Origin of the sequence: Streptomyces smaragdinus (assembly GCF_009604385.1) — a bacterium.
Lineage (GTDB): Bacteria > Actinomycetota > Actinomycetes > Streptomycetales > Streptomycetaceae > Streptomyces > Streptomyces smaragdinus.
Window position 1 is genome coordinate 370,296 of sequence record NZ_WEGJ01000002.1, and the last position, 26,522, is coordinate 396,817.

Sequence of the window (26,522 nt, forward strand, 5' to 3'; positions counted from 1 at the left end):
CCCGTGCCCGGCCGGACGCTTTTCAACCCCGGTAGGTCTCCAGCAGACGCAGCCAGATCTCACTGATCGTGGGGAACGGCGGGACCGCGTGCCAGAGCCGGTCGACGGGGACTTCGCCGGCGACGGCGATGGTGGCGGACTGCAGGAGCTCCGCGACGCCCGGCCCCGCGAAGGTGACGCCCACGACCGTCCGCCGCTCGGGATCCACCAGCATCCGGGCCGTGCCGCGATAGCCGGGGTGGTGCTGGACGGCGCCGGCGACCCGGCCGATCTCGTAGTCGACGACATCGACGCGCCGCCCGGTGCGCTCCGCCTCGACGGTGGTCAGACCGACGGCGGCGATCTCGGGGTCGGTGAAGACGACCTGCGGGACGGCGTCGTTGTCCGCGGTGGCGCGGTGGGCGCTCCAGGCGGCGGTGTCCTGGGGTGTGCCCTGGGCCCGGGCCGCGATGACGGCGCCCGCGATACGGGCCTGGTACTTGCCCTGGTGGGTGAGCAGGGCGCGGTGGTTGACGTCGCCGACCGCGTAGAGCCAGGGGCCGTCGGTCATGTCGACGGTGAGGGAGTCGTCGACGTCGAGCCAGCTGCCGGGGGTGAGGCCGACGGTCTCCAGGCCGATGTCGGCGGTACGGGGGGCGCGGCCGGTGGCGAACAGGATCTCGTCGGCGGTGAGTCGGGAGCCGTCGGAGAGCGTGACGCGCACCTCGCCCTGCGGGTCGCGGGACGCGGCGACCACGGTGGCGTCGAAGCGCAGGTCGGCGCCGGCCTCCCGCAGCCGCTCGGCGACGAGTTCACCGGCGAAGGGCTCCATGCGGGCCAGCAGCCGGCTCCCGCGGGCGACGAGCGTGACGTGGCTGCCCAGGGCCTGCCAGGCGGTGGCCATCTCGGTGGCGACCACGCCCCCGCCCACGACGACCAGCCGCCCGGGCACGGCCTTGGCGCTGGTGGCCTCCCGGCTGGTCCACGGGCGCAGCGCCTCGAGCCCGGGCAGGTCCGGCAGCGCGGCCCCGCTGCCGGTGCACACGGCCACGGCGTGGCGGGCCTCGAGCAGGACGGTGGCGCCGTCGGGCGTCTGCACGCTGACCCGGCGGGGGCCGTCGAGCCGTCCGTGCCCGCGTACCAGCTCGATACCGGCCGACTTCAGCCACGCGACCTGGCCCGCGTCGCTCCAGTTGTCGACCATGGCGTCGCGGTGCGCCAGCACCGCCCGCGCGTCCAGCGGCCCGGCGACCGCCGGGTTCAGCCCCGGCACCCTGGCGGCGTCGGCGCGCAGCAGGACGGGCCGCAGCAGCGCCTTGCTGGGCTCGCAGGCCCAGTACGAGCATTCGCCGCCGGCGAGCTCGTTCTCCACGATCACGGTGCTCAGACCTGCGGCGACGGTACGGTCGGCGACGTTCTCACCGACCGGGCCGGCTCCGATGACCACGACGTCGTAGGTGCGGGTGTCTGTACTCGGCACGGATGCTCCTGGAATTGATAGTGGTGAAAGGCGGGCGCCCGGGGAACGAACGGAGGTACCCGAACCGTCCCCCGGGCGCAGGACGCCATCGGTCAGCGGCCGGGCAGGCGCTCGGTGATCTCCTGGAGGACCCAGCCGTTGCCGTCGGGGTCGGTGAACGAGGCGAAGGAGCCGTAGCTGGCGCGCTCCGGGTGCGCTCCGGCGACCCGGCCCGCCCCACCGGCCTGGTGGAAGATCCCGGTGGTGTCGTGGAAGGGGGCGCTGATGTCGAGGCCCCGGTCGGCGAGTTCCCGGCGTGCCTCCTCGATGTCGGAGACGATCAGGTGCAGGCCCTGCACCGAGCCCGGCCGGGCGTCGCTGACGCCGTCGCCGAGGATGACCGAGCAGGCCGAGCCGGGCGGGGTCACCTGGACGACCCGGTATCCGTCGTGCACGGGGAAGTCGGCGTCGAGGCGGAAGCCGAGCTGCTCGGTGTAGAAGTCCCGGGCCCTGTCGACGTCGGAGACGGGGAGGACGACGACTTCGAGTTTCAGGTCCATGGCAGTGGTCTCGCTTTCGTTCCGGGGTGGTTGGTGGCTCGGATCAGTGCGTGCGGGTCGCCCTCGCGGCCTCTTCGATGACGCGGGTGACTAGGTCCGGATGGGAGACGGCCACGGAGTGGGAGGCGGCGACCTCGGTGACGCGGGCGTGGGCGCGGGCCGCCATGAACCGCTGGACGGCGGCGGGGATGTTGAGGTCCCGGGTGGTGACGATGCCCCAGCTGGGGATGGCCTTCCAGGCCGCGGTGGTGGCCTTCTCCTCCAGTGCGGCCCGGGCGATGGGCCGCTGGGTGACGGCCGCGAGTTCGGCCCGGTCACGGGGGACGTCCGCGGCGAACTGGTGGCGGAACTTGTCCTGCTGGATGTAGAGGTCCGTTCCGGTGGTGCCGTCGGGGGCGGTGGTCGTGACGGGGTCGAGGGCGTCGGGCAGGGTGGAGCCGGGGTACTTGTCGGTGAGCTCCAGGGCGGTCTCACCGGGGGCGGGGAGGAACGCGGCCACGTAGACGAGGGCCTTGACCTGCTCGTCACCCGCGGCGGCCGTGCTGATGACGGAGCCTCCGTAGGAGTGGCCGACGAGGATCTTGGGCCCTTGGACGTGGTCGAGGACCGTACGCAGGGCCGCGGCGTCCCCGGCCGGGCCGCGCAGCGTGTTGGCGGCGGCGAGGACCGGGTAGCCGTCGGCGCGCAGGCGTGAGATCACGTCGTTCCAGCTGGAGGAGTGCGTGCTCGAGCACGACGGTGGGCTTGGCCGGGCTCTTTCCCGTGGTGGCGCCGGCGACGTCGGTGACGGCGAAGGTCGTGAGCGCGATGCCTGCGGCGAGTGCCGATGCCACGGCGATGGTTCCGCGTCGTCGGTTCGGTCCGGTGGCCGCGGAGTTGTTTTTGGGTATAAGGGTCCCCCTCCAGATATGTGTGTGGTGACAGAAACCCACATCGAGTCACCTGTCGGTACGGTGATTACACATGTGCTTCGGAGTAGAAGTGGTGCCCTCACTTTTGCCGGTGTCGTCGCGCGTCGCATCAGTCAGTTGACGGTCCGTCGTTCGGTACGAACGGAAATCGCGGCCGTCTTGTCGGCGCGGAAAGGGAGGGAAGGCAATGCATGGGTGCGGCCGGTGCCGGGCCGCGTGCCGGGGGGCGTGCCCCCCGGCGGCGAGCGGGGTCGGGCCGTCAGGCCTGCGTGCGCTTGGGCAGGCGCCAGTTGGGGCGCGGGAAGTGGCAGGTGTAGCCGTCGGGGTAGCGCTGGAGGTAGTCCTGGTGCTCGGGCTCGGCCTCCCAGAACGGCCCGGCGGGCACCACCTCGGTCACCACGGGCCCCGGCCACAGGCCGGACGCGTCGACGTCCTTGATCGTGTCCTCGGCGACGGCCTGCTGCTCGTCGTCGACGTAGAAGATCGCCGAGCGGTAGCTGCTGCCGATGTCGTTGCCCTGCCGGTCCTTCGTGCTCGGGTTGTGGATCTGGAAGAAGAACTCCAGGATCGTGCGGTAGTCGGTCAGGGCGGGGTCGTAGGTGATCTCGATCGACTCGGCGTGTCCGTCGTGGCGCCGGTAGGTCGGGTCAGCGATCTCGCCGCCGCTGTATCCGACCCTCGTGTCCACGACGCCGGGCTGCCGCCGGAACAGCTCCTCCATGCCCCAGAAGCAACCGCCCGCCAGCAAGGCCTTCTTCTTGCCGCTGCTCATCACGTCACCGTCTTTCGCGTGTTTGCTGTCATTTTCACACAAAGGCCCAGATCGTCGGGCCGTAGCCCGATGTGACCGCGGTCCTTGTCCACCATGAGATCAGCGTCGCCGGGTCCTGGGGAATTCCGTCCCCGTGGGGCGCGTGCTCCGTACCCGCGAGCGGGGCGGCGTCCTCGGCGGGGCGGGTTCCGGTCGTTGGAAGTGTCATGTCCTCACCTGTCGCCGGCGGGTCGAATGCCTCACCTGTCCGGGGCGAGGCCGGCGTGGGCTGCTCGGCCCTCAATCGGCGGCGTCCGGTCTGACCAGCAAGCAGATGGCCGAGCGCGCTGCCGCCGGGCGGCGGCACGCGTGGACGGGCTGCCTCACGCGGCCTGCAGCGGTATCCGGAAGGACTTGCGGAGGGAAGACGGCCCGACGAGCGGGAGCAGGGCCGCCAAAAGCTTGCCCTTGACGTCGCCCGGCGTCCGGGTCAGTTCGACGTCGACGCGGGTGCCGTCGCCCTCGGGCGTCATGGTGAAGATCCAGCCGCCGCCCGCGCCGAAGAGCTTGGAGTCGAGGGTGGTGATGACGACCCGCTGTGCCGAGTCGTCCCACTGGTAGCGGGCGCGCTCCCAGGCGGCTTCGGTCCCCTCGGTCACCTCCGCCCAGGTGTCACCGAGCTCGTGGACCGTGAAGTGCTCGGCGTCGATGGTGGGCCAGGTCTGCGCCCGGGCGGGACCGAAGTCGGCGAGCACCTTGAGGACGCCCTCCGGTGTGAGCCGGGAGACGAGGTGGAAACGCACGACTGCCATGGGACATCCTCACATCTGACGTGACTGTTCTGACTGGTGACGACTCTGACAGAAGAGTGAGTAACCAGTCAAACCGGTGACGAAATCGAAGGCGTACGCAAATGGCACCTCCTCCCCGCGTCAGGGAGGAAGTGCCACATGTGTGTACGCGGGCGGCCGCCCGGCCCGCGGGGTGCTACCTCGCCGGCTCGGTGAGCGTGTACATCACCGACCGCTGCTCCTTGTGCCGCCGGATCCGGCCCTTGGCGACCAGCGCCTCCAGCGTGTTGCGGACGACCTGCGGCGTCGGGGTCCGGTCGGGGTGCTCGCGCATCAGCTCCTCGCGCAGCTCCTTCGCCGGCCGCGGCTCGTCGCTGCGGCTCAGCAGCTCGCTCAACAGCTCCCCGAGCAGGGGCTGACGCGGCTGCGCCCGCCCGCCGGCCCGCGCGCCGCCGGTTTCCTCCGGCGCGGGAGTGTGTTCGTCCTGCGTCTGCTCGGGCAGACGTGAGGGGTCCGAGAACGCCTCGTACTTCTCCGCGAGGCTCAGGATGTCGACCAGGAGGACCTCCTCCTGCTCCAGCACCTTGATCTTCTCTGCCAGAGTCCGCTGCAGACGGCGGTTCTCCTCCAGGTCCGACGCGGCTTGATCGAAGTACCGCGACCGGAGTGCGGCGGATGATTGGCGGTTCACACCGTTCACTCCCTCGAAACGAATGTTGCTGCGCATGGTATCGGGCCGGCCCACCCGGGCCGGCGGTGCGACGCGGATCCTGTCGCCAGGTGTGCGTCCAGGGCAATCGTACGAGCGTCGGCGCATACGGGAAAGTCACACGCTCCCGGGACCACCGTGACGGGTGGGCGCGAGAAACATACGAAGCCCCGCCCCCGATGGCTGCGGGGGCGGGGCCTCGTATGGAGGAACGCCGCGATCGGTCAGAAGGCGGGAGTCACAACCCCAGGTCCCGTGCGAGGCAGTTGAAGTCCTTCCACTGGGCCTCGGGGTCGTAGGAATCCGTTGCCTTCGGCGCGGCCGACGTCTCCTCGACCATGTCGGTGAAGGCGATGCGGGCGGGCAGTGTGCCGAAACGGGCCCGGCGGGCCGCGGCGGCGTCGTCGAGGGTCTTGTTCGTTCCCATGTCGACCTCCGGTCATCAGGTGTGGGTTGTTCCACGTGTCCTGATGCGACAAGCCTGCCATCACACCCATCACTGGTCAAGACGGTGACGAATGTGAGGTGTCGAGCACGTTGGCGACGAAGTCGTCCCAGCCGAGCCGGTCCGTCTCCTTCCCTGCGGGCACGAGCTCGTACGTGTGCTCCAGCCACGCCTCCAGAGGCGGGACCGGCAGCTCGAACAGGGCGGCCATGTCCCGCGAGGCCAGCCGCAGGAACGCCGTCCCCCGGTTCTCGAGGTGCGCGGGCCTGATCCGGACGTCGTCGAGGCCGCTCGGCGAGAACAGGCCCTGGTACAGCAGGTCCCGGCCGATGCGCCAGGTGACGCGCGGACCGCCGTCGACGGCGAACTGCACGGTCACGGTCAGCGGCGCGTCCGGGTCGTAGGAGAAGCTCGTCCTGACCGGCTGCCACGCGTGGATGTCCAGCATCCGCCGGACATCCATGGAGAGCACCGGCAGGCCTGGAGCGGTCCGCCGGGTGCGGACGCCGTGATCTTCGCCGCTCATGAGCGTCATCCATTCTGTCGGGCGAGGTCGATGGTTCTCACCCTCGACCGGGACGGGTATTCGGCGCATCAGTAACTTGACCGAGATCACGGGCCGAGTTGTGACCGGGGCCGGCTGTCCGCACCGCGCGCGGGCAGCGCGGTGCACCGCACGGAAGTGATCCGCCGGTCGGGCCGATCGTACCCAACAAACTGGACTTACGGGTCCAATTGTTGTGGCGAAGCGGCGAGATCCCGGCGGGGAGGACCTCGCCACCCGGTGTCCTGCCGCAGCTGCCTGAACGCGGCACGGAGCTCGTCGGTCAGGATCGCCGGCTGCTCCTCCGCGACCTTGTCGCAGTAGGACGCCGCCATGGCGACGGGGGAGTCCGCCAGGGCGGCGTCGATCGTCTGGGGGCCCTGGTCCATCATCGCGCGTACCCGAAGCCGTTGCCGGGCTCGGTCGGGTTGCCCGAGAAGCCGTGGCCGGGCTGCGTCGGCAGGTCGGAGGGAAGGCGTTACGGGCGTCGCCGCCGTGTGCCGTTGCGCGAGTTGCCGGCGGGGATCGACTTCACCCCAGGGGCCGAACTCCACGGCTGAAGTCTGTTTCGACCCGGATGCTCTGAGCATCTGTCGGATGGCTGTCCAGCACACGTGTGCATCAGGGAGTCATATGTGTGATTGAATCAGGTCATACGGTTGCGGCTCGTCGCCGTGCGGGGGGTGGGGGAACAACGACGATGCGCCCGCCGGACGATTCCGGCAGGGCGCATCGGGGGCTCGGAAGGATGCTCCGCGGGTCAGTGCGCGGACGCGGTCTTCTTGCGGGCGCGGTAGGCGGCGGCCTTGTGCTTGTTGCCGCAGGACTCCATGCCGCACCACTGGCGCCGCATGCCGCGGGAGCGGTCGATGTACACCCGCGTGCATTCGGGGTTGCCGCACTCCTTGAGGAGAGGGACGTCGGGGCCGCTCAGCAGCTCGACGGCCTGCCGGGCGACGGTGGCGAGGGCCTGCTCGGGCGTCGCCTCGGTGTGCCGTCCCGTCAGGGTGAGCTGCGGCGTCACGGGCGCCTTGCGTGCGGCGTCGTTGAGCAGGGCAAGGGCCTCGCGGTCGAAGTCCTCGCCGAGCCGGCGGTCGGTGATGAGTCGGTAGAGGGCCTCGCGGACGCGGATCGCCTCACGGACGTCCGCCTCGTCGCCGGGCATGATCGTGTCCACGAGGCCGGACTCCAGGTACCAGGCGTTCAGGCGCTCCGGGGTCACGAACATCTCGAACCGGGTCGATCGCCGGGCGCGGAGGGTGGCCGCGAAGTCGAGCGCAGGATGCCCGCAGACGAAGACATGGTTAAGATTCACGTCACCATTTTGACAGGTTATTGCCATTCGGTGCAAGGAACGGCCGCCGCGGTGGACGTCGGCGCCGGCCAGAGCGCTGTCGGCACTCTACTGCACTGCGTGCGGGCGCACGTTTTTCCGGTGGACCCGCACCTCGCGCATCGGGCGGACCCCAGGCGCACCCGATGTGTGTCGCCTGCCCGTCCCGTATCCGGGTGTGGACATCTGCTTCGTTGACAGTCCGGACATCGCATGCTACGACCATCACCGGTTGAACCGGTGATGCTGTCGATCTGGGCAGTCCTCACATGTGTCGATTCCCGTATGGTCCGAACACATCTCCGGCGAACATCACCACGTTAAGGAGCGCATTGACCATGGCAGAAAGCCCCGAGCCAAGGGGCAAGAGCGGCGCGCCGGTGGCCGGCGGGCGATGCTGGGGATGCTCGGGGCAGGCGCCGCGGCGCTCGCCGTCGCGCCGACCCTGCAGCGTGGCTGGGAGGGGTGACTGGTCAGGGTCCCCTCCGTGGGACGAGGTCTGTGTCTCCCATCGTTCGCCGGTTGTGCATCCCGTACATCGGTCAGTTGACGGTCCGCCGGGGCCGCCGGCCCGTCGGCCGCCGATGTATGTGTATCTTGAATGGATCTTGCCGGGGGCGCGTCGGACCGGTGCCGGTGGGCACACGCAGGGCGGCCGCCCGATCCGGCACACCTGCCGTCGTCGTGAAGTGGGGACCCTCGGATGATCCCGTCCGGCATACCGACCGGCCGCCTGCTGCTGCCCGCGCTCGCCCTGGCCACCGCCCTGACGGCCACCGCGTGCGACCCCCTCGCCGACGCGGGCCGGGCCCCCGCCCGGGACGACCGGCCGGCAGTCCGCACGACCCCCGAGCCGTCCCCCACGGCACCGCGGCCCGTCACCCTCGCCGATCTCGCCGGCCTGGGACCGCTCACGACGGCCCACATACCCGCCGCCGCCCGGCAGGCCGTCGTCGTCACCGGGCAGGGCAGGAACTCCTCCCGCTCCCACGTGGTGCTCTACCGGAAGACCGCCTCCGGCTGGCAGGCCGGCGCGACCTGGCCCGCCCACAACGCCGTCAGGGGCTGGACGGCCGACCACCGCCTGGGCGACCTGCGCTCACCCATCGGCGTCTTCACCCTCAGCGACGCGGGCGGCCGGCTGCCCGACCCGGGCACGAAGCTGCCGTACACCCACTCCGGCGGCTTCGTCACCTACGGCACCGGCTTCGAGGGCGAGTCCCTCGCCGGCTCCTTCGACTACGTCGTCGCCATCGACTACAACCACGTCAAAGGCACGTCCCCCCTCGACTGGGGCCGCCCCCAGGGCGCCGACAAGGGCGGCGGGATCTGGCTGCACGTCGACCACGGCGGCCCGACCCAGGCCTGCGTCAGCCTGGCCGAGACACACATGAAGGAACTCCTGCGCACCCTCGACCCGGCCCTGCATCCCGTGGTCGTGATGGGCGACGCCGACTCGCTGGCCCGGTGACACCCCCGACGAGCGCCGGCGGGGTCCGATCACCGATACTGCATCAGGCGCGGTACACAGGAGCTTCTGCCGCCCGACGACAGGACCTCCCGCAGGAAGGCTGACCACGGTGACAACCGTCGCATACCAGGGTGAACCGGGATCGAACTCGGCGACCGCCGCCCGCGCCCTCTACCCCGACAGCGACGAGCTGCCCTGCACCGGCTTCGAGCACGCCCTGGACGCCGTGACCCTCGGCGACGCCGACCTGGCCGTGATCCCGGTCGACAACTCCGCGGCCGGACGCGTCGCCGACGTACACCATCTGCTGCCGGAGTCCGGGCTGTTCATCGTGGGGGAGTACTTCCTCGCCATCCGCTTCGACCTGATGGGCGTGCCCGGCGCCACCCTGGACCGGCTGGAATGCGTACGCAGCCACGTGCACGCCCTGGGTCAGTGCCGCAAGCTGCTGCGGGAGGGCGGCTGGCGCACCCTCGTCAGCGACGACACCGCCGGCGCCGCCCGCGAGGTCGCCGAGCTCGGCGACCCCCGGCACGCGGCCCTCGCCCCGCCGGCCGCGGCCGCGCTGTACGGCCTGGACGTGCTGCGCCCCGAGGTCGAGGACGACCCGGACAACACCACCCGGTTCGTGGTCCTGTCCCGGGACCCCGCCGAGATCGCCCCGGGCGGGGAGCGGCCGACGATGACGAGCCTGTTCTTCACCGTACGCAACATCCCCAGCGCCCTGTACAAGGCGCTCGGCGGGTTCGCCAGCAGCGGCGTGAACCTCACCAAGATCGAGAGCTACCAGATGGGCGCTGGCCTCGGCGCCAGCCGCTTCTACGCCGAGATCGAGGGCCACCCGGAGGACGAACGCGTCGCCCTCGCCCTGGACGAGCTGCGCTTCTTCTCCTCCGAGGTACGTGTCCTGGGCGTGTACGAGGCGCACCCGCACCGCCGGAACAACTGATCCGTCCCGGCGGTGCGTGCTGCCCGGCCGGCGCCCCGGATGCTCAGAGGCGGTCGGCGTCGACCACTGCCCGGGCGAAGGCGGTGGGGGCTTCCTGCGGGAGGTTGTGGCCGATGTCGGCGATGGTGCGGTGGGTGTAGGGGCCGGTGAAGTGGTCGCGGTACGAGGCGCCGTCGCCGGGCGGGGTGAACGGGTCGAGGGCCGCGTCCAGGGTGACGGTGGGGACGTGGATGGCGGGCTGGGCGGCGAGCCGCTCCTCGTACCGGTCGTAGCGGGACTGTCCGTCGACCAGGCCGATGCGCCAGCGGTAGTTGAACAGCACGACGGCCGCGTAGTCGGGGTTCTTGAAGGCCTCGGCGGTGCGCGCGTACGTGGCGTCGTCGAAGTTCCAGTTCGGGGAGACGAGCGTCCACACGTAGCGGCAGAAGGTGAGGCGGGTTTCCTCGGTCTCCATGGCCTGCTTGCCGCGCGGGGTGGCGAAGTACCACTGGTACCACCAGGTGCGCTCGGTGGCCGGGGCGGCCGGCGCCAGCTGCGCGTCGCGGTCGGTGATGAGGTAACCGCTGGTGGAGACGAGGGCCTTGACGCGCTCGGGCCACAGGGCGGCGATGATGTCGGCGGTGCGTGAGCCCCAGTCGAAGCCGGCCAGGAGGGCCCGGTCGATCCGCAGCGCGTCCATGAACGCGATGATGTCGAGCGCGACCGCGGACTGTTCGGCGGTGCGGGGGGTGCGCCGGGACAGGAAGCGCGTCCAGCAGTTCGCTCAGCGTCGCCTGGCGCGGGAGGCTCTTGCCGCGCTCCATGTCACTGATGGCCCGGACACTTACCCCGGACGCCTCCGCGAGGCTCTCCAGCGTCTGCAGTGACTGCCGGCGGGCCTCCCGCAGCAGTCGTCCGAATGCCTTCTCGTCCATCCCCACTCCGACGGCCACGTCCCGCCGTACGACGGGGACAGCTGCTGCTGCGCGGCAGCGCCAAGGTAGCGGTAGTGGATTGAACATTCAAGTAAAAGTGTGCGGGTGTCCGGAGATATGTGTGCCTCGAGGGTCCTTCTTGACTGAGGCATGTGTGCACATATTATGTGTCTGGCACACAGATGAGGAACACCCGTCGAGGAGCGAGCAATGCCCGAGGACAACCAGAAGCTGTTGACGACGGTGGCCGGCGCGCCGGTCTCCGACAACCAGAACTCGCTCACGGCCGGCCCGCGCGGTCCGATGCTCCTGCAGGACGTGTGGTTCCTCGAGAAGCTCGCCCACTTCGACCGCGAGGTCATCCCGGAGCGCCGGATGCACGCCAAGGGCTCGGGCGCGTTCGGCACGTTCACCGTCACCCACGACATCACCCGGTACACGAACGCGAAGATCTTCTCCGAGGTCGGCAAGCAGACCCCGATGTTCGCCCGGTTCTCCACCGTCGCCGGTGAGCGCGGCGCCGCGGACGCCGAGCGCGACATCCGCGGCTTCGCCCTGAAGTTCTACACCGAGGACGGCAACTGGGACCTGGTCGGGAACAACACCCCGGTGTTCTTCTTCCGCGATCCGCTGAAGTTCCCCGACCTCAACCACGCCGTCAAGCGCGACCCCCGCACCAACCTGCGCGACCCGGAGAACAACTGGGACTTCTGGACCAACGTCCCCGAGGCCCTCCACCAGGTCACGATCATCATGTCCGACCGCGGCATCCCCGCCTCGTACCGGCACATGCACGGCTTCGGCTCGCACACCTACAGCCTGGTCAACGCCGACGGCGAGCGGTTCTGGGTCAAGTTCCACCACCGTACCCAGCAGGGAATCAAGAACCTCACCGACGCCGAGGCCGAAGCTCTCGTCGGCAAGGACCGCGAATCCCACCAGCGCGACCTCTACAACGCGATCGAGGGCGGCGACTTCCCCAGGTGGAAGCTGTTCGTCCAGATCATGCCGGAGGCCGACGCGGAGAACTACCGCTTCCATCCCTTCGACCTCACCAAGATCTGGTCTAAGAAGGACTACCCGCTGATCGAGGTCGGCGAGTGGGAGCTCAACCGCAACCCCGACAACTACTTCGCCGACGTCGAACAGGTCGCCTTCACCCCGGCGAACATCGTCCCGGGCATCGGGTTCTCCCCCGACCGCATGCTCCAGGGCCGCCTCTTCTCCTACGGCGACGCCCAGCGCTACCGCCTCGGCGTGAACCACCACCAGATCCCCGTCAACGCCCCGAAGAACCCGGCGAACTCCTACCACCGCGACGGCGCGATGCGCGTCGACGGCAACCAGGGCTCCACCCCGGGTATCGAGCCCAACTCCTACGGCCGCTGGCAGGAACAGCCCGCGTACCACGAGCCCGCCCAGGCCGTGGGCCCGGTCGCCGACCGCTTCGACTACCGGGTGGACGACGACAACTACTTCGAGCAGCCCGGCGACCTGTTCCGCCTGATGACCCCCGAACAGCAGCAGGTCCTGTTCGAGAACACGGCCCGCGCGATCAACGGCGCCACGCGGCCGACCGTCGAACGGCACATCGCCAACTGCACCCAGGCCGACCCGGCCTACGGCGAGGGCGTCCGCAAGGCGATCGACGCCCTGGCGGCCGGCCGCCTCTGACCTGGGCCGGACCCCGGTGACACCGCCTGTGCCGGGGGCGTACGCCCCACCTCCGACCGGGGGAAAGGGCACCGGCGGGCGTAACCTTCCCGTCGCTTACCGGGTTGGCAGATCATGATCATTCGACGCATGACCTACCTGCTCGGCACCTTCGCCGCCTTCGCCCTGCTCACGTTCACCGGAGCCCCGGCCACCGCCCACGCCCCCGCCGAGTCCCCGGCCGTGTCGGCCGCCGCCCACTGCGGCTACTACAACGGAAAGGCCACGACCAAGCGCGGGGACCACGGTGACCGGGTCCGGGAGATCCAGTGCATCATCAACCGCTGGAATGGCGGCAGCCCGCTCAAGGTGGACGGTGACTTCGGTCCCCGCACCGAGAGCTGGGTCGTCTACTTCCAGGACGTGAGGGGTCTGAAGGTCGACGGCATCGTCGGCCCCCAGACCTGGAAGTCCCTCCGCGCCGTCTGACGGCCCCCACCCCACGCTGCGCCCGGGCACCCCTGCCCGGGCGCAGGCGCAGCACCGTGATGTCCCCGGCGCCGTATCGCTAGGCTGACCAGCATGTCTGACGGGATCGCCTGGATCGGCGAGCACAGCTACGAGGACCCGACGGGCGCCGTCCCCGGCATGCGCGGCAACATCTCCCTGACCGCCGCCCGCGGCGTGGAGCCGGAGGACTTCCTGCTCCGGCTGGGCGCGGACATCGAACAACTCCGGTGCCACGACATGTACAAGGACTACAGGTCCCTGGCGCTGAATCCCCTCGCCATGAAGCGGGCCTGGCCCGCAATGTACGGCACCTGCGGTGAGTGGCTGTACGTGCTCGAGGACTGGGGGATGGCGACCTGGTACGCGGGCCGCCCCACCGTTGCGGAGATGGAGCCCCGGACGGGCGAGGAAATCATCTGCCTGACCATGAACCGCGGTGACCCACCGCAGCGCATCCTCCACGCGCCGGGCGACGGCCACGTCTGGTATACGGAATTCGGGGCGGAAACCGGCTGCGCATCGGCCCTGGACGCCGCCTTGAACGCGGCGGGGGCCGTGTTCCCGTCCGTACGGGATGCCGCTGAGGCGGATGTGGTCGCGTACTTCGAGGAGCACATGCGCGAACTCCCGCCCGCCGTGTTCGCGGCCGTCGGTGCCTACAGCGGCCTCTCCGTCGACCGGTCCGCCGTGGAGGCGGGCGATCTCCCATTGGCGATCCTGACCTGGGAGAGATGATCCTCGCGGCGACGCGGGTCAGCGGAAACGGGGGACGCACGGCCGACGGCTCCGGCGGGATTCGATCGCTGGAGGGCGGACTGCGTCTCCGCCGGGGCAATCCGGTCGCAGCCGGTCTCGGGGTCTTCACGGGGCGGGTTCGGAACTGACGCGGCTCTCACTGTCAGTGGGGGCAACTAGCTTGGTCGGTATGAAGAGTTGGCTCGATGATCGGCTCGGGACCGCTTACCCGGGCCATGAGGTGAACCTCGTCTTCGGCTGTACCTCAACGTGGGCGCCCGCAGACAGTCCCAGCGAGGCGGTCCGATGGCGGACCATCACGACCCGGCGGGCTCGCGACCGACCGTGCGGGGCCGGGGAGAGAGCGGCGGCTTTCGTGATGCGGAAGGACGCGGGTGGTGGTGCGTCCCTCCGTCGTCGGACGCTCTGATCTGCGTAGTGTCAGAGCTTGCTGCTGGTCCTGGAGAGGACATCGGCGAGCAGGTCATAGTCGACGTCCTGGCCATCGGTGATGTCGGCCGCCATACGGTCCCCGTTGCCCAGGGACCTCAGGACACCCTTCACCGGCTCGATGTCACCGGCCTCGAACACCATGAACGACACCTTGTTGCGCGCCACATGGATTACCGCGGCGTGCTTGCCGTTCTTCAGGAAATGCGGCTTGCCGTACTGCAACTGTTCCTCGGCGTCGGTGATGGTCGCGTGGACCATCTCGCGCAGCTTGTCACAGACCTCCGCCTGCCAAGGGAGCGTTTGGCCGATGTAGCCGGCGACCTCGTTGTTCACGGCGTTCTCCTTCGTATGGGGTTGTTGACGAATCCGTCCATTGGGGCAAGACCGTCAGCCGTAGCAGGCGCCGAAGGAGATGTTGATCTGGGTTGAAGCGATGCTGCGGCCCTTGTCCGACACGACGAACGCGGCGACGTTCCCTACGTCGGCCATCGTCGCGGCGCGCTTGAGCGGCGATGCGTCGATGATGCCCCGCTTGGCCGCCTCCATCTCGGGAATGTCCGGGAAGGTGTCGATGACACCACCGGTCAGCAGCGTGACGGTCCGGATGCCGTGCGGCGCCAACTCCACCGCCCACTGCCTGCGCAGTGACTCGACGGCGTCCATGCCGACCTGTACGTTGCCGAGGCCGGGGCTGGTGTTCGCGTGGTCCGAGCCGCCGAAGAACAGCAGTACTCCGGACTCCTGCTTCACCATGTGCCGGGCTGCGGCCTTCGTGGTGATCAACTGCGTGGTCAGTCCCTTGCTTACGGCCCCGACGAAGCCGGGTGTCGAGATGTCGGCCAGGGGCTGGAAGAGTCCCTCATTGGTGATGAGGTTGATCGAGACGTCCACGCTGCCGGCCTTCGCCATGACGGCGTCGATGTGGTCGTTCACCGCGGACGCGTCCAGGGCGTCGACCACGGCCGTCTCGGCCTGACCGCCGGCGGCGCGGATTTTGTCCGCGACCGTCTCGAGCTTTTCCGGCGTCCGTCCGGCCAGGAAGACTTGCGCGCCCTCACCGGCGAAGGCAGTGGCCATCGCGCCACCGATCGAACCGCCGCCACCGTAGATCACCGCGGTCTTGTTTTCCAGCAGCATCTGCTTCTCCTCTCGCTGCCGGAGAAACTATGGCCTGGTCACGTTGGTTCACATCGGTCACGTGACTGGTGTGAGACCGGTCGTCGGACCAGCGGTTAAGTCATTCGAGCCCGAGCTGCGCCAGTTCGATCCGTCGGGAGACACCCAGTTTCGGGTAGGCGCGGTACAGGTGGTGGCCGATAGTGCGCGGGCTGAGGAACAGCTGGGCGGCGATCTCCTTGTTGCTCAGCCCGATCGCCGCCAGTCGAACGACTTGCACCTCTTGCGGGGTCAGGTTCGTCAGCGGGTCGTCGGCCGCTGTCCCGAGCGTCGGGCGCTCACCGAGCGCGGTGAGTTCGCTTGCCGCGCGCGTCTCCCAGGCCGACGCGCCCAGCCGTCTGAATCCGGCCAGCGCAGCGTCCAGTTCAGTTCGTGCCTCGCCGCGGCGGCGTCTGCGGCGCAGCCATTCGCCGTACATCAACCGGGTTCTGGCCTGATCGAACCGGCCGCCGTGCTTGTCGTGCAGGTCGAGCGCCAGCCGGAAGTGCTCCTCGGAGTCCCCGAGCATCGCCTGGCAGCGGCGCAGCAACGCCGTCGCGACCGGGCTGTCCGCGTGCACGGCCCACCGTTCGAATGCTGCGAACTGATCGGCGCACCGGTCGGGGTTGCCGTCGCGGACGGCCGCCTCCACCAGGTCCGCGACCGCGCGGATGAGGAAGTCGTACTTGGCCGGCCCCGTGCACACGGCGTACAGCGCATCGAACGCCGCGCGATACCGTCCCGCGGAGAGATCGAGCATGCCCAGGCCCCAGGACGTCAATGCCGCGCCCACGGCGTGCCGACCCTCGAGAACCGGCAGCACCTCGGTGGCGAGTTCGCGGCATCGCGATTCGTCACCTGTCGCCGCGGCCAGCCATACGGACGTCGCCCGCAACACCGCGACTTCCATGTCCATCCCGAACTCGTTGCTGAGTGCCACGGCCTCGGCCAGGCAGGTCTGCGCCGTGAGGAAGTCGCCGCGCAGTGCGTGGGCCAGCGCGACGACCTCCTGCGCGTACGGGATCCAGGTCAACGCTCCGCCGGCTCGTACTTCTGCCAGCATCGTCTCCATCACCGCGATGGTCGACTCGTCCTCGGCCAGCATCAGCCCGCTGAACCCGGCCACGATCCGGTGGATGAGGTCCGTGTCCCGCTCGCCACCGATCTCGAGCACGGCGCGGAGCGGACCGACGGCGTTTTCCGGCCTGCCACTCAGCAGGTCTCCCCAGCCGATCTGCGCGTCGGCGGACGCACGCAGCCGGGACTTCGGTGGCAGCCGCAACTCGCCCATCAGCCGCCCGCCCTCGGTGATGAGGGGCAGAGCGCCCGCGTCCCGACCGGTACAGATCATCTCGGTCAGCATCACGACCGCTCGTTCGGGGGAGCTGTTCATGACCAGCCGCGCCGCCTCAGCCGCGAGCACGGCATCCGCTTCGGGGGACGTCCGCTCGTATTCGATCTGGCCACGCAGCAGCGTCGCCTCTGCGATGACGCTCGGATCGCTGGTGAGGGATGCCGCTTCCACGGCCAGGCGGGCCGCGCGGTCGGGTTTGCCCGCGTCGTAGGCGGTGAGCGCGGCCTTGGCGATGCGACGCGCCTTGAGCTCGGGATCCACGCTCAACCGGCCCGCGCGGTCGTACGCGGCGGACACGGCCATGGCCCCGCCGCGGCGCTCCGCGCGTTGCGCCGTCCGTTCGAGCTCTGCGGCCACGGTCTCGTCCGGCTCGGTGGTGGCCGCCGCGAGGTGCCAGATCCGGCGGTCGAGGACGTCGGGGGAGGTGAGTGCGTCGGCGAAGGCCCGGTGGACAGCGATCCGCCGGCGGTGGGTGGCGCACTGATAGGCGGCGGCACGTACCAGCGGATGCCGGAAGGCCAACTCCCCGTCCGTCACGCTGATCAGACCCGTGCGCTCGGCCGCGTCCAGGTCGGACATGCCCGCACCGACCGCACCGGCGACGCGCAACACGGTGCCCATGCCGGCGAAGCGGTCGGCCGCGGCGACCAACAGGATCGACTGGGACGCCTCGGGCAGGCCGACGATCTGTTCGCGGAACATCTCCTGCACCCTGCGCGTAACCGGCAACGGGCCCACCTGGTGCGCGGGCTCGGCACGGCCTTCACGCTGCGCGGACAGCCGTGCCGCACCGAGTTCGAGCAACGCGAGCGGATTCCCGTCGGCTTCCTCCAGGACTCGTGTCCGCATCGGCGCCGTCAGCCCAGGACTGTGGTGGTCGAGCAAACCACCTGCCGCGTCCGGCGGCAGGCCCGGCACCGTCAGCTCCTCGATGCCGGGCGTGCGAAGCGGCACGGCCGTGTCGCGAACGGCGAACAGCATCGCGACCGGGTCCGCCTGGAACCGCCGGGCGGCGAACAGCAACGCGTCGGACGACCCGCGATCGAGCCAGTGGGCGTCATCCACCACGCACAACAACGGTTTTTCCGCCGCCATTTCGGCGAGCAACGTCAGGGTCGCCGCGCCGATCAGGAAAGGGTTGGCCGAGGATTCACTGCTCAACCCGAACGCGCCTCGCAACGCGGCTGCCTGCGGGCCGGGCAGCAGGTCGAGCCGATCCAGATACGGGTACAGCAACAGGTGCAGGGCGCCGAACGCCAACTCGGCCTCCGACTCGATGCCAACGCCGCGCAACACCCACATGTCGTGAGCCGTGGCTACGGCATGATCGAGCAGTGCGGACTTGCCGATCCCCGCCTCGCCTCGGATGACCAGCGCCGCGCTTCGACCAGAAGACACTTGCCCCAGTAATCGCTCGACGTGGCCCCGTTCTCCGTCCCGGCCGACCAACACGGATGAAGCCTAGCCCGCTGTCGTATGTGGTGGTCAGCACTGTGTTTCCCGTGGCGTCGGTTCGCAGATCCACGCCGGCTGTCCGGGGCGGGAAGCGAGGTGCCCCTGCCGCACGGCTGTGCGCTCGTGGCTCGATCGAATCGCGAAAATGGCGAATACCCGAGCGAAAGGGTCAATCGGCGCTGAAGGTGAAACCGGGCACCGGGTCTCGGCTGTCCCCTTTCGCAGGGGAATCGCGTCGAGCGACAGGGCGGTGGGGGCCGTGGTTTGGGGACCGACGGACGGCAGTGTGCGCATGGGGCCCTTGGGGCCAGGGGCCGATGTCATTCGCCATGGACGGTCCAGACTGGTGGCGCTGGCATTCGTGCAGCTCCTCTACCTGCCCTTGGCGATCGGCCTGGCCGTGCACGCGATTGCGGTCCACGAACTCGACACGGGAGCGGTGGCGACGGGGATCCTGGGCGTTGACGCCGCCTGGCTGGTGTCGGCCTGGCGGCGCCGCAGGAACCTGGACGCTTTCGACGCCGTCGGCATCTGGCGGGTGCGGGGCGGCGAAACACTTGTGTTCGCGTGGGATTCGCTGATGGGGGTAGCCCTGTACTGGTCGCAGGGTGACGAAGCGCCGGACACCCGGACCCTGGAGCTGTGCCCGGTGCCACAGGACGGCCCAGCCGGCGACCTGATGGCTTCACTGCTGCGGGACGGCGCACCGCTGCGGCCGGGGCTGCCGCGGCCGCGGTACAGGATCGAGGTCTTCGGCGACCCGGACGCGTACGAGAAGGCATGCCTGCGATGGGCGCCGGGCCTGTGGTGCGGGCGCCACCGGCAGTCGCGTGGGTACGAAAGGAAGCCCCGGTAGCCGGACATCCGCGGCGCGGGGTCGATGATGTCTGCCCGAGGTCCGTCGAATTGATTTGAGCTTGCGGTCAGGTAGCCGGCGGGTTTTGTGCGTCTTGAGTGTTGGACGGATGGCTTCACCGCCCCTGGGGCTCAGGGTCCCCGGGGGCGGCAGGACGCGACAGGTACGGACGAGGCGTGGCTCAGACGCGAGGGGACGGGGTGCCCGGTTCGGGTGCGACGCACGGCATACGGGGTGAGGGGAGGAGGTCGGCACTCGGGGCGTTGTGGCTGTTCGCCGGGATTCTGGCGGCGTGGCCCGCCGTGGAGGTGGTACGGACACACGCGCTGGGCGCCTGGTTCGGCGAGGGCGGGGCGCTGCGCGGCGAGGGGGCGCTGTACGACGACGGCACCTTCACCGGTACACCGTTCCAGGCGTTCCTCCTGAAGCCTCTGACCGAGGTGCCCGAGCTCGCCGTGGGCGTGGTGTGGGCGCTCGGCACGCTGCTGGGGTTAGCGGCGCTGTGCGCGCTGACGGCCAGGGCGCTTCCCGCGGCGGTGAGCCGACGGACACGGCTCCTCGCGCCGCCGCTGGCGGTGATCCTCGTGGCCGTCACCGTGCCTGTGCGCGATACGCCCCTCCTGGCCGTGGCGGGTCTGCTCCCCGTGCTGCTCGCTGTCGCGGGATGGCTGTACTCCTCGCGGCGCGTCGGCCCTGTCCTCGTCGGGCTCGCCGCCGCTCTGCAGCCCGCGGTGCTGCTCTTCGTACCGCTGCTGTGGCTTCGCGGCCGCCGCCGTGCGGCCTTCGCCGCGGCCGGGACGTTCGCCGCCGCCACCGCGGTGGCCTGGGTGTTTCTGCCGGTGGACTCGTGGGCGTACTGGATCCGGAATACGCCCGGAGAGGAGGGCCGGTCACTGCACGGCGTCCTGCTCCGACTGGGGCTGACCGGCCCGGGGGAGATCGCCCTGGCGGTGGCGATGGCCGTCGTCGTCGCCGTACTCGCGCTGCGGCGGGCCGTCCGTTACGCAGGGGAGGGGCAGCTGCTGCTGGCCGCCGCCGTCACCGGCTGCGCGGGGATCGCCGTGGCACCGGTGACCTGGCCGTACCAGCAGCTGTGGGTTCTGGCGGCGGTCGTCGGCCGCGTCGGCCGGCGCTCCCAGGACCGCCTCGTGTGGCCGGTGTTCGTCGTCCTGGCGATGACGCTGCGCGGCTCCGTGCTGGCGCCGGAGATCGACGTGCTGTCGTTCTTCGGGGAGAACGCCGTGCTGATCGCCGCTCTCCTCGCGGCGTGCGCCGTGCCGTTCCTGCCCCGCGACCACGCGCTGTGGGAGCGGCCGGAGTCCGCCGGACCGTTCAGCCGCCCGAACCTGCTGCTCGAGCTGCTCCTCATCCGCGTCGGCTACTGGATCTACTCCTACGTCCGGGGGCTGGCCCCCGACGGCCGCGACCTCGCCGAGGAACACGGCCGCCAGATCATCGCCGCCGAGCGGGCGCTGCACATCGACATCGAGCACTGGATCAACGACATGACCGCGGCCAGCGACTGGCTCGGCGCGAGCATGGACTTCTATTACGCGACGTTCCACTTCCTGGTCCCGCTGACGCTGCTGGCCTGGATGTACGTCACCCGCCCCGCCCGCTACCGCACCTACCGGGCCGCGCTGGGCTTCACCACCCTCTTCGGTCTGGCCGGCTTCTGGGCCTACCCGCTCGCCCCGCCCCGGCTGATGCCGGGCCTGGGTTACATCGACACGAAGAACGGTCCGCAGAACTTCGACGACCCCGACTTCGGCGCGCTGACGGGCGTGGCCAACCAGTACGCGGCGATGCCGTCGCTGCACGTCGGCTGGTCCCTGTGGTGCGCCCTGGTCATCTGGCGGCTGGCCCCGTACCGCCGGCTGCGCCTGCTCGGCTTCCTCTATCCGCTGGCGACCACCATGGTGATCATGGGGACGGCGAACCACTATCTGCTGGACGCGGTCGGCGGCGCGGCCGTGGCGGCCGCCGGCTTCCTGGCAGCGCGAGCCCTGAACCGCGCCATCGCGCTCACCCGGCTGGACCGTCCGCAGCCGGAGGAGACGGACCGGGAGGCGGTGGGGCCGGCGATCGGAAAGGAGACGTCCCGGCTGAGGTCCTGACGCGGTATCTACGGCTCGGGGCAACCGGCATGGTCCATGGTCCAGAAGCCGGCCTTCGCCAAGGTCCATTCATCTGCCCCGGGTCCGTCGTACGTATCCCGGTCCACGAAAGCGAAGTCCACCCGGACGTCGTCTTCCGGCGCCGTCCGAAGATCACGCTGGCCGAAGTCGTACTCCCTGACCGTCCAGGAGCACCCCACGTCGCGCATGGCGGCTGTCAGCGTCGCCTCGCTGACGTACGGGTCGAAGCTGCGCACCTGACCCGGCCCCGGGCCCGGCAACATCACCGCATCCAGCATCAGCGACAGCGTCAGCGACCGAAGCGCCCGGCACCGACAGACGAGCAACTCGACCGATCCGACACCGAACCGCCGCGGCCACCGGCGCCTGCGGCTCACCGGGCCGAGGTCCTCGGGTTCGCCGTACGCGGCCGCGATATCGGCCCACCGCGCCCCGGGTCGCAGCTTGCCCAGCGAACCCGTCGCAGCCAGCCGAGCCAGTACATCGACCAGTGTCATCGCGGGATCATCGCACGGGTCGAGGGAGAGGGCTTCGGGCGGTCAGCGGATCTCGCTGCCGGGGTGGCTCAGGTCCACTCCTGGAACGTGCCCGGCGCCCCGCGTCCAGGAAGATCCGAAGTCGCGGCCCCGGGGCGTGCTGCGAAGGTGCGTGCGGCGGCGGAAGTGGCGTAGTACTCCTGGAGAGGCAGAGACTCGTTTGTTCTCACCGGGAGTCGTCGATGACCGTTCGCCGTGTCGTACCCAACATCCAGTCGGAGGCCGCGCAGGAGAGTCGGGAGTTCTATGGCCTGCTGGGCTTGGAGGAGGTCATGAACCAAGGGTGGATCATGACGCTCGCCTCCCCGTCCAGTCCGACAGCGCAGATCAGCGTCATGACGAGTGACAAGACCGCACCTGTTGTCCCCGACATGAGCATCGAGGTGGACGACGTGGATGAGGCTTATGCGGTCTTGCGGAAGAGCGGTGCGGAGATCGTGCATCCCTTGCAGGACGAGGAGTGGGGCGTGCGGCGGTTCTTCGTCCGCGACCCCAGCGGGCGGGTGGTCAACGTGCTGGGCCATCGCCGGCGGGATTGACTTCAGGCCTGAGCAGGTCGCCGCTGTACGGCGTCCGCCATGACCGCCGTCACGAGCCTGCCGACGTCCGCCGTGGCCGGGGAGTCGGAGTCGTGGTCCGTGAGAAGGAGATGGCCGCCGCCGACGAGGGAGAGGGTGAGTGAGTCGATGTCGGTGTCCGGGGCGAGGCGGCCCAGGTCGCGTTCGTCGGTCAGGTAGGCGGAGACCGCCGCGGTGGCCTGGGCGAGGATCGCGATGCCGCCGCCGGGTGCGGCTTGGCGCAGCCGGGTGCGCAGCTCGTCGCGGAAGGTGATGAGCGGGATGATCGCCATCGGGACCGGGCCGAGCAGGGTGGTCAGCGCGGTGGTGAGGTTGGCGGTCACCGTGTCGGTTCCGGCGGATTCGCGAAGTGCGGCGGCCTGGGTCTCGAGGTGTGCGGCACGGTCGAGGACGAGGTCGGTGAGGAAGGCGTCGAAGTCGGGGAAGTGCCGGTGCAGGACGCCTTTGGCGCACCCCGCCTCGGTGGTGACGGCCCGGCTGGTCAGCCCGTTCGGCCCGTCCCGCATCAGCACGCGTTCCGCGGCGTCGAACAACTGCTGCCGCGCGTCGCGAAGATGCACCCCGGTCGGCACTCACGGCTCCTCTCGTACGCCAGTCCGTCGGCAAGGGTGGCACAGTGGGCGGATGCCCACTAAGGTGGGCGCATGCCCACTTTACCGCGAGAGCAACCGGAGCCCTCCCCGGCAAGTCCGCACGAGGCGCGGCGTATGGCCGAGTCGTTCGGCACGGACGCCGAGCGCTACGACCGGGCCCGGCCCGGCTACCCCGACGCACTGGTGGCGCGGATCGTCGCCGCGAGCCCCGGAGTCGACGTACTGGACGTCGGGTGCGGTACCGGCATCGCGGCCCACCAGTTCCGGGCCGCAGGCCGCACCGTGCTCGGCGTCGAGCCCGACGCGCGGATGGCTGACGTCGCACGCGGTCGTGGCCTGCAGGTCGAGACGGCGACATTCGAGTCCTGGCAACCGGCCGGCCGAACCTTCGACGCCGTTGTCGCGGCCCAGAGCTGGCACTGGGTGGACCCCGTCGCCGGCCCCGCGAAAGCGGCGCAGGTGCTGCGGCCGGGAGGCCTGCTGGCGATTTTCGGGCACGTGTACGAGCCGCCCGCCGAGGTGGCCGAGCCGTTCGCCGCGGCCTTCCGCAGGGCGGTGCCCGCCTCCCCGCTCAACGCCCAGCCGGCGCGGCGTCCGCTCCAGCTCTACCGGGCGGGATACGAGAAGTTCGCCGAAGGCATCCGCGAGTCCGGCCGTTTCGGCGAACCCGAGCAATGGCGATTCGACTGGGAACGGCCTTACACCCGCGACCAGTGGCTCGACCTGCTCCCCACCACCGGCGGCCTCACCCGGCTGAGCCCCGACCAGCTGTCCGAGGTGCTGGACGCGGTCGGCGCCGCCATCGACTCCCTGGGCGGACGCTTCACGATGAACTACACCACCCTGGCGACGACCGCAGCAGTCCGTACCGGGTGTTAGGCGGTACGGCGGTTCGCTGAGCTGTCGGAATCGCCGAGGGCGACGGTGAGGTCCTCCTCGGCCGCCAATACCTGTCCGTCGAAATGCCCGGAGGCGGCGGCCAGCGAAGCCGCCCGGTCGTTGCCCGGCCAGAAGTGGGTCAGCATGAGCCTGCGCGCCCCCGCCCGGCGGGCCCAGTGGCCGGCTTCGGCGGAGGTCAGCAGGTTGCGTGTGGGCCGCTCGGTCTCGCCGCACCGATCGGTTGCCTCAAGAATGAACAGGTCGGTGTCACGGCCGAGTTCGGCCAGTCGTGCGTCCGGGCCGGTGTCCCCGGAATAGGCGAGCGCGATCCCGTCGGCGTCGAGCCGCACACCCGCATTGGGCACGAAGTGCGGGAGGGCCAGGCCGGTCAGTTCGAACGGGCCCACCCGATGGGTGCCGGGCAACGACCGTACGTCGAAGACCGAGTTCAGGTCGACGTCGGGCTCCAGCCCCCGGAGCCGGTCGAGTACACCCGGCGGGCAGTACAGCGGCAGACGCGGCTCGGCCTTGCCGCCGTACAGCCGCATCCGGAACAGTCCGTGCAGGTCGATGCAGTGGTCGGGATGCTCGTGGGTGATGACGACCGCTTCGGGCGCGCCGTCCGGCCAGTGGGCGAGAAGCCGCGGAAGCGTGGCGTACCCGAGGTCGAGGACCAGGCGGTAGCCGTCCCAGTCCACCGCGAAGCCGCTGCACGCCCGTCCCGGCTCCGGATACGCACCACAACTGCCCAGCACCGTGACCTGTCGCATCCGCCCAGCATCTCAGCCGGGTGTCCCGCCTCCGCGCCGCGGGTGAATATGCCGGGTGTGGTTCACCGATCACCCCGGTGAACCACACCCGGCCGCGGGCCGGCGGCTTACTTGCCCTTGCCGCCTTCCCGGTTGTTGCCGCGCACCGTGGTCACACCCTCGGCGGCGTTGTGCGCCTTGAGCCTGTACGGGCCGGACACCGGGTTCTTCGGCATCACGTATCCCTCGGGGGTGTCGGTCTCCTCCAGGTAGTAGACGCCGAGGTCCAGCCGGGTGAAGGCGCAGATCCCCTTGCCGTTCGTGGCGCAGGCGCTGCCCTCCCGTGTGTCGGGGGAACTTCCCGTGCGCTGCAGGCCCTTGATGCCGTTGGTCTCCCGCCAGAGCTGGAAGACGGCGCCCGGCAGGGGGCGGTGGTTCTTCCGGTCGATCTTCTTGACGGTGATGTGGCTGCGCAGGACCACGGTGACGGTCACGGGGTCGCCGCAGTTCTCGGGGTGCCCCGCGTCGCACGGTGTGGGGTCGGGCAGGCCGGAGCCGGACGCGGTGACGGTGTTGGTCAGCGGTCCGAGTTCCTTGGCCCGTGCGGTGATCTTCAGGACGGCGGTGGAACCCGCGGTCAGGCCGCCGGGCTCCCAGCGGCCGGTCTGCGGGTCGTACGTGCCGGGGCCGGTGTGCGAGACGTACGTGAGGCCTGCGGGGAGCCGGTCCACGACGAAGGCGTCCGGTGCGTCGGACGGTCCGGTGTTCTCGAGCCGTACGGTGAACGTGACTTCGTCGCCGTAGGACGGTGACGTGTCGTCCGCCGACTTCGTGGTCGTCAGGTCGGCCGTCTCGGACCACTGGAGGACGACCTCGCCGTTACCGCCGTTCGCCCGCCAGCCGCCACCGTTGCCGATACCGTCCGTGTACAGCGGACGGTCCTCGCCGGCCGACGGGCTGGGCACGGCGCTCGAGGTCGCCGCCGCAACCGTAACCCCGCTGCTCACTCCCTCCGCGAGGAACCCGGATCCGCCGCCCCCGCCACCGTCCTCCTGGCCGCCGGCGTCGCACGAACCGCCGCCCCCGCCGAAGAAGCCGCCGCCTCCACCGCCGCCGGGGTGACCGGTGGGGTCGGTCTGCCCGCTGCCCCCGTGGAACTGAACGCCGGGGGTGGCCGGGGGGCCGGGGGAGACCCTGGCGGAGATGTCGGTGGCGGCCCCGGTTTCGCGCCCCCCGGCCAGGGGTACCAGGCACGACTGGCCCCCGGCCCCGCCTGCCGTCTGCGTGCCCGCCTTGCCCGCGTGTGAGGCGCTGCCTTCGGTCCCGGACGTCCCTCCGCCGCCCCCGGCGGCCAGGTCCACATTGAGTCCTGAGTAGGCCCCGGCTCCGCCGCCGCCTCCGGCGATCACCAGGGGAGTCGCAACGAAGTCGCCGCGCCAGAGGGCGCTCATGCCACCGCCGCTCGCGCTCCCGAAGATGTTGAATTCCTCGGTGACTCCACCGGGACCCCCGCCCCCGTAGGTGGCCTCCTGCGACGCCCAGCGTCCACCCTGCCCGGCAGTGACCGTCAGCTGTTCACCGGGCTCGACCGCCACGTCCCCCTGCGTATAGCCGCCACCGGCGCCCTTGAACGCGATGTCCGGGGTGGGACCGCCCTGCCCGCCTCCACCCGCTCCCCAGGCCTGCACATGCAACGAACGTACATTCGGCGGCACGGAGAACATCTGATCCCCGCCCGAGTACGTGAAGCGCACACAGTCCGTGTAGCCCGGCTGCGGCACGCAGTCCACCGCCGCCGAGGCGCCCCGCGTCCGCGCGGCGGCGGGAAGACTCAACGACGACACGGCCAGCCCGGCGAGGGCCATGCCGACCAGAGCCCGCCTCGCCCTCGGTGGCGGCCACTTCCTTTCCGTTCGTTCCCGCCCGGATCCCGGCACGACTCCAGCCATGCGGCCATACCTCCAGATACTCGCAGCACGACCACCGGACGGCTCCGCCCGATGATCAGGACACCCTCCTATATCGGCAGCTAACAGATATTCATTAGGAATAACCATCATTT

Annotated in this window: 25 protein-coding genes and 3 pseudogenes; 9 read left to right on the forward strand and 19 right to left on the reverse strand. The window is 70.2% G+C overall.

Features of this window, described 5'->3' with window-relative positions; all coding sequences use genetic code 11:
• Positions 1-22: 22 nt before the first annotated feature.
• The 10 genes and pseudogenes from SRB5_RS05305 to SRB5_RS05350 form a co-directional block, all read right to left on the reverse strand.
• Complete coding sequence (locus tag SRB5_RS05305) at positions 23-1,459, reverse strand: dihydrolipoyl dehydrogenase family protein (RefSeq protein ID WP_323377093.1); 1,437 nt, start codon at positions 1,457-1,459, stop codon at positions 23-25.
• Positions 1,460-1,551: 92 nt separating this feature from the next.
• A complete protein-coding gene (locus SRB5_RS05310) occupies positions 1,552-1,998 on the reverse strand; it encodes a VOC family protein (protein ID WP_153450229.1) in 447 nt (148 codons plus the stop codon).
• Positions 1,999-2,041: 43 nt separating this feature from the next.
• Positions 2,042-2,831: pseudogene (locus tag SRB5_RS05315) on the reverse strand (alpha/beta fold hydrolase).
• A 337-nt stretch (positions 2,832-3,168) separates the two neighbouring features.
• On the reverse strand, positions 3,169-3,681 hold the full coding sequence (msrA, locus tag SRB5_RS05320; RefSeq protein ID WP_153450230.1) for a peptide-methionine (S)-S-oxide reductase MsrA: 513 nt from the start codon (positions 3,679-3,681) through the stop codon (positions 3,169-3,171).
• A 362-nt stretch (positions 3,682-4,043) separates the two neighbouring features.
• Positions 4,044-4,472: an SRPBCC family protein gene (locus tag SRB5_RS05325; protein ID WP_153450231.1), complete on the reverse strand. Its 429-nt coding sequence runs from the start codon at positions 4,470-4,472 to the stop codon at positions 4,044-4,046.
• A 175-nt stretch (positions 4,473-4,647) separates the two neighbouring features.
• Positions 4,648-5,142, reverse strand: a complete 495-nt coding sequence (locus tag SRB5_RS05330) for a hypothetical protein (protein WP_323377095.1) — start codon at positions 5,140-5,142, stop codon at positions 4,648-4,650.
• A 256-nt stretch (positions 5,143-5,398) separates the two neighbouring features.
• Complete coding sequence (locus SRB5_RS05335; RefSeq protein WP_153450232.1) at positions 5,399-5,587, reverse strand: hypothetical protein; 189 nt, start codon at positions 5,585-5,587, stop codon at positions 5,399-5,401.
• A gap of 76 nt (positions 5,588-5,663) precedes the next feature.
• On the reverse strand, positions 5,664-6,131 hold the full coding sequence (locus tag SRB5_RS05340; RefSeq protein WP_194292836.1) for an SsgA family sporulation/cell division regulator: 468 nt from the start codon (positions 6,129-6,131) through the stop codon (positions 5,664-5,666).
• A 197-nt stretch (positions 6,132-6,328) separates the two neighbouring features.
• Entirely contained in the window at positions 6,329-6,541 is a 213-nt protein-coding gene (locus SRB5_RS35815; protein ID WP_194292856.1) for a hypothetical protein, read from the reverse strand.
• Between the two features lie 368 nt (positions 6,542-6,909).
• Positions 6,910-7,464: a CGNR zinc finger domain-containing protein gene (locus tag SRB5_RS05350; protein WP_323377096.1), complete on the reverse strand. Its 555-nt coding sequence runs from the start codon at positions 7,462-7,464 to the stop codon at positions 6,910-6,912.
• A gap of 721 nt (positions 7,465-8,185) precedes the next feature.
• Between SRB5_RS05350 and SRB5_RS05360 the strand changes: the two genes are divergently transcribed.
• Positions 8,186-8,953 carry a hypothetical protein gene (locus tag SRB5_RS05360; protein ID WP_153450235.1) on the forward strand — a complete coding sequence of 256 codons (768 nt, stop codon included), beginning with the start codon at positions 8,186-8,188 and terminating at the stop codon, positions 8,951-8,953.
• 109 nt (positions 8,954-9,062) lie between these two features.
• A complete protein-coding gene (locus SRB5_RS05365; protein WP_323377099.1) occupies positions 9,063-9,902 on the forward strand; it encodes a prephenate dehydratase in 840 nt (279 codons plus the stop codon).
• Between the two features lie 43 nt (positions 9,903-9,945).
• Here SRB5_RS05365 and SRB5_RS05370 read toward each other — a convergent pair.
• Together SRB5_RS05370 and SRB5_RS37400 are read right to left on the reverse strand one after the other, a co-directional pair.
• Positions 9,946-10,653 (reverse strand): annotated as a pseudogene (locus SRB5_RS05370) (alpha/beta fold hydrolase); the annotation flags it as partial.
• A gap of 43 nt (positions 10,654-10,696) precedes the next feature.
• Positions 10,697-10,903: pseudogene (locus SRB5_RS37400) on the reverse strand (hypothetical protein); the annotation flags it as partial.
• 123 nt (positions 10,904-11,026) lie between these two features.
• Between SRB5_RS37400 and SRB5_RS05380 the strand changes: the two are divergent.
• The 3 genes from SRB5_RS05380 (at position 11,027) to SRB5_RS05390 (ending at position 13,714) form a co-directional block, all read left to right on the forward strand.
• Positions 11,027-12,490 carry a catalase gene (locus SRB5_RS05380; protein WP_153450237.1) on the forward strand — a complete coding sequence of 488 codons (1,464 nt, stop codon included), beginning with the start codon at positions 11,027-11,029 and terminating at the stop codon, positions 12,488-12,490.
• A 129-nt stretch (positions 12,491-12,619) separates the two neighbouring features.
• Complete coding sequence (locus SRB5_RS05385; protein WP_194292837.1) at positions 12,620-12,958, forward strand: peptidoglycan-binding domain-containing protein; 339 nt, start codon at positions 12,620-12,622, stop codon at positions 12,956-12,958.
• A 93-nt stretch (positions 12,959-13,051) separates the two neighbouring features.
• Entirely contained in the window at positions 13,052-13,714 is a 663-nt protein-coding gene (locus SRB5_RS05390) for a hypothetical protein (RefSeq protein ID WP_228389787.1), read from the forward strand.
• Positions 13,715-14,155: 441 nt separating this feature from the next.
• Here SRB5_RS05390 and SRB5_RS05395 read toward each other — a convergent pair whose 3' ends face one another.
• The 3 genes from SRB5_RS05395 to SRB5_RS05405 form a co-directional block, all read right to left on the reverse strand.
• Complete coding sequence (locus tag SRB5_RS05395; protein WP_323377100.1) at positions 14,156-14,500, reverse strand: DUF1801 domain-containing protein; 345 nt, start codon at positions 14,498-14,500, stop codon at positions 14,156-14,158.
• 54 nt (positions 14,501-14,554) lie between these two features.
• Positions 14,555-15,304 (reverse strand): SDR family NAD(P)-dependent oxidoreductase, encoded by a 750-nt coding sequence (locus tag SRB5_RS05400; RefSeq protein ID WP_153450239.1) that lies wholly within the window; start codon positions 15,302-15,304, stop codon positions 14,555-14,557.
• 100 nt (positions 15,305-15,404) lie between these two features.
• Entirely contained in the window at positions 15,405-18,128 is a 2,724-nt protein-coding gene (locus SRB5_RS05405) for a helix-turn-helix transcriptional regulator (RefSeq protein WP_323377101.1), read from the reverse strand.
• Between the two features lie 349 nt (positions 18,129-18,477).
• Between SRB5_RS05405 and SRB5_RS05410 the strand changes: the two genes are divergently transcribed.
• Both SRB5_RS05410 and SRB5_RS05415 read left to right on the forward strand, forming a co-directional pair.
• Positions 18,478-18,987, forward strand: coding sequence for a hypothetical protein (locus SRB5_RS05410; RefSeq protein WP_153450240.1), 510 nt, complete (start codon positions 18,478-18,480; stop codon positions 18,985-18,987).
• A gap of 176 nt (positions 18,988-19,163) precedes the next feature.
• Positions 19,164-21,104, forward strand: a complete 1,941-nt coding sequence (locus tag SRB5_RS05415; RefSeq protein ID WP_323377104.1) for a bifunctional glycosyltransferase 87/phosphatase PAP2 family protein — start codon at positions 19,164-19,166, stop codon at positions 21,102-21,104.
• Between the two features lie 8 nt (positions 21,105-21,112).
• Here SRB5_RS05415 and SRB5_RS05420 read toward each other — a convergent pair whose 3' ends face one another.
• The gene (locus SRB5_RS05420; RefSeq protein ID WP_153450242.1) at positions 21,113-21,622 is read right to left on the reverse strand and encodes a hypothetical protein; all 510 of its coding nucleotides are present in this window, start codon (positions 21,620-21,622) and stop codon (positions 21,113-21,115) included.
• A 221-nt stretch (positions 21,623-21,843) separates the two neighbouring features.
• Between SRB5_RS05420 and SRB5_RS05425 the strand changes: the two genes are divergently transcribed.
• Complete coding sequence (locus tag SRB5_RS05425; protein WP_153450243.1) at positions 21,844-22,200, forward strand: VOC family protein; 357 nt, start codon at positions 21,844-21,846, stop codon at positions 22,198-22,200.
• 2 nt (positions 22,201-22,202) lie between these two features.
• Here SRB5_RS05425 and SRB5_RS05430 read toward each other — a convergent pair whose 3' ends face one another.
• Positions 22,203-22,811: a TetR/AcrR family transcriptional regulator gene (locus SRB5_RS05430; RefSeq protein WP_323377105.1), complete on the reverse strand. Its 609-nt coding sequence runs from the start codon at positions 22,809-22,811 to the stop codon at positions 22,203-22,205.
• A 72-nt stretch (positions 22,812-22,883) separates the two neighbouring features.
• Here SRB5_RS05430 and SRB5_RS05435 point away from each other — a divergent pair, with 72 nt between their 5' ends.
• Positions 22,884-23,711, forward strand: a complete 828-nt coding sequence (locus tag SRB5_RS05435; protein ID WP_153450244.1) for a class I SAM-dependent methyltransferase — start codon at positions 22,884-22,886, stop codon at positions 23,709-23,711.
• Here SRB5_RS05435 and SRB5_RS05440 read toward each other — a convergent pair.
• Together SRB5_RS05440 and SRB5_RS05445 are read right to left on the reverse strand one after the other, a co-directional pair.
• On the reverse strand, positions 23,708-24,481 hold the full coding sequence (locus tag SRB5_RS05440) for an MBL fold metallo-hydrolase (protein ID WP_153450245.1): 774 nt from the start codon (positions 24,479-24,481) through the stop codon (positions 23,708-23,710). The genes SRB5_RS05435 and SRB5_RS05440 overlap by 4 nt on opposite strands.
• Before the next feature lie 107 nt (positions 24,482-24,588).
• On the reverse strand, positions 24,589-26,325 hold the full coding sequence (locus SRB5_RS05445; RefSeq protein ID WP_194292838.1) for a SpaA isopeptide-forming pilin-related protein: 1,737 nt from the start codon (positions 26,323-26,325) through the stop codon (positions 24,589-24,591).
• Positions 26,326-26,522 lie beyond the last annotated feature (197 nt).

Excerpts from the sequence above, each read along its gene's own strand:
- SRB5_RS35815 (WP_194292856.1), bottom strand. The coding sequence starts at position 6,541 with ATGATGGACCAGGGCCCCCAGACGATCGACGCCGCCCTGGCGGACTCC.
- SRB5_RS05435 (WP_153450244.1), top strand. The coding sequence starts at position 22,884 with ATGCCCACTTTACCGCGAGAGCAACCGGAGCCCTCCCCGGCAAGTCCG.
- SRB5_RS05445 (WP_194292838.1), bottom strand. The coding sequence starts at position 26,325 with ATGGCCCTCGCCGGGCTGGCCGTGTCGTCGTTGAGTCTTCCCGCCGCC.
- SRB5_RS05440 (WP_153450245.1), bottom strand. The coding sequence starts at position 24,481 with ATGCGACAGGTCACGGTGCTGGGCAGTTGTGGTGCGTATCCGGAGCCG.
- SRB5_RS05340 (WP_194292836.1), bottom strand. The coding sequence starts at position 6,131 with ATGAGCGGCGAAGATCACGGCGTCCGCACCCGGCGGACCGCTCCAGGC.
- SRB5_RS05335 (WP_153450232.1), bottom strand. The coding sequence starts at position 5,587 with ATGGGAACGAACAAGACCCTCGACGACGCCGCCGCGGCCCGCCGGGCC.
- SRB5_RS05310 (WP_153450229.1), bottom strand. The coding sequence starts at position 1,998 with ATGGACCTGAAACTCGAAGTCGTCGTCCTCCCCGTCTCCGACGTCGAC.
- SRB5_RS05325 (WP_153450231.1), bottom strand. The coding sequence starts at position 4,472 with ATGGCAGTCGTGCGTTTCCACCTCGTCTCCCGGCTCACACCGGAGGGC.
- SRB5_RS05420 (WP_153450242.1), bottom strand. The coding sequence starts at position 21,622 with ATGACACTGGTCGATGTACTGGCTCGGCTGGCTGCGACGGGTTCGCTG.
- msrA (WP_153450230.1), bottom strand. The coding sequence starts at position 3,681 with ATGAGCAGCGGCAAGAAGAAGGCCTTGCTGGCGGGCGGTTGCTTCTGG.
- SRB5_RS05400 (WP_153450239.1), bottom strand. The coding sequence starts at position 15,304 with ATGCTGCTGGAAAACAAGACCGCGGTGATCTACGGTGGCGGCGGTTCG.
- SRB5_RS05360 (WP_153450235.1), top strand. The coding sequence starts at position 8,186 with ATGATCCCGTCCGGCATACCGACCGGCCGCCTGCTGCTGCCCGCGCTC.
- SRB5_RS05380 (WP_153450237.1), top strand. The coding sequence starts at position 11,027 with ATGCCCGAGGACAACCAGAAGCTGTTGACGACGGTGGCCGGCGCGCCG.
- SRB5_RS05425 (WP_153450243.1), top strand. The coding sequence starts at position 21,844 with ATGACCGTTCGCCGTGTCGTACCCAACATCCAGTCGGAGGCCGCGCAG.
- SRB5_RS05390 (WP_228389787.1), top strand. The coding sequence starts at position 13,052 with ATGTCTGACGGGATCGCCTGGATCGGCGAGCACAGCTACGAGGACCCG.
- SRB5_RS05385 (WP_194292837.1), top strand. The coding sequence starts at position 12,620 with ATGACCTACCTGCTCGGCACCTTCGCCGCCTTCGCCCTGCTCACGTTC.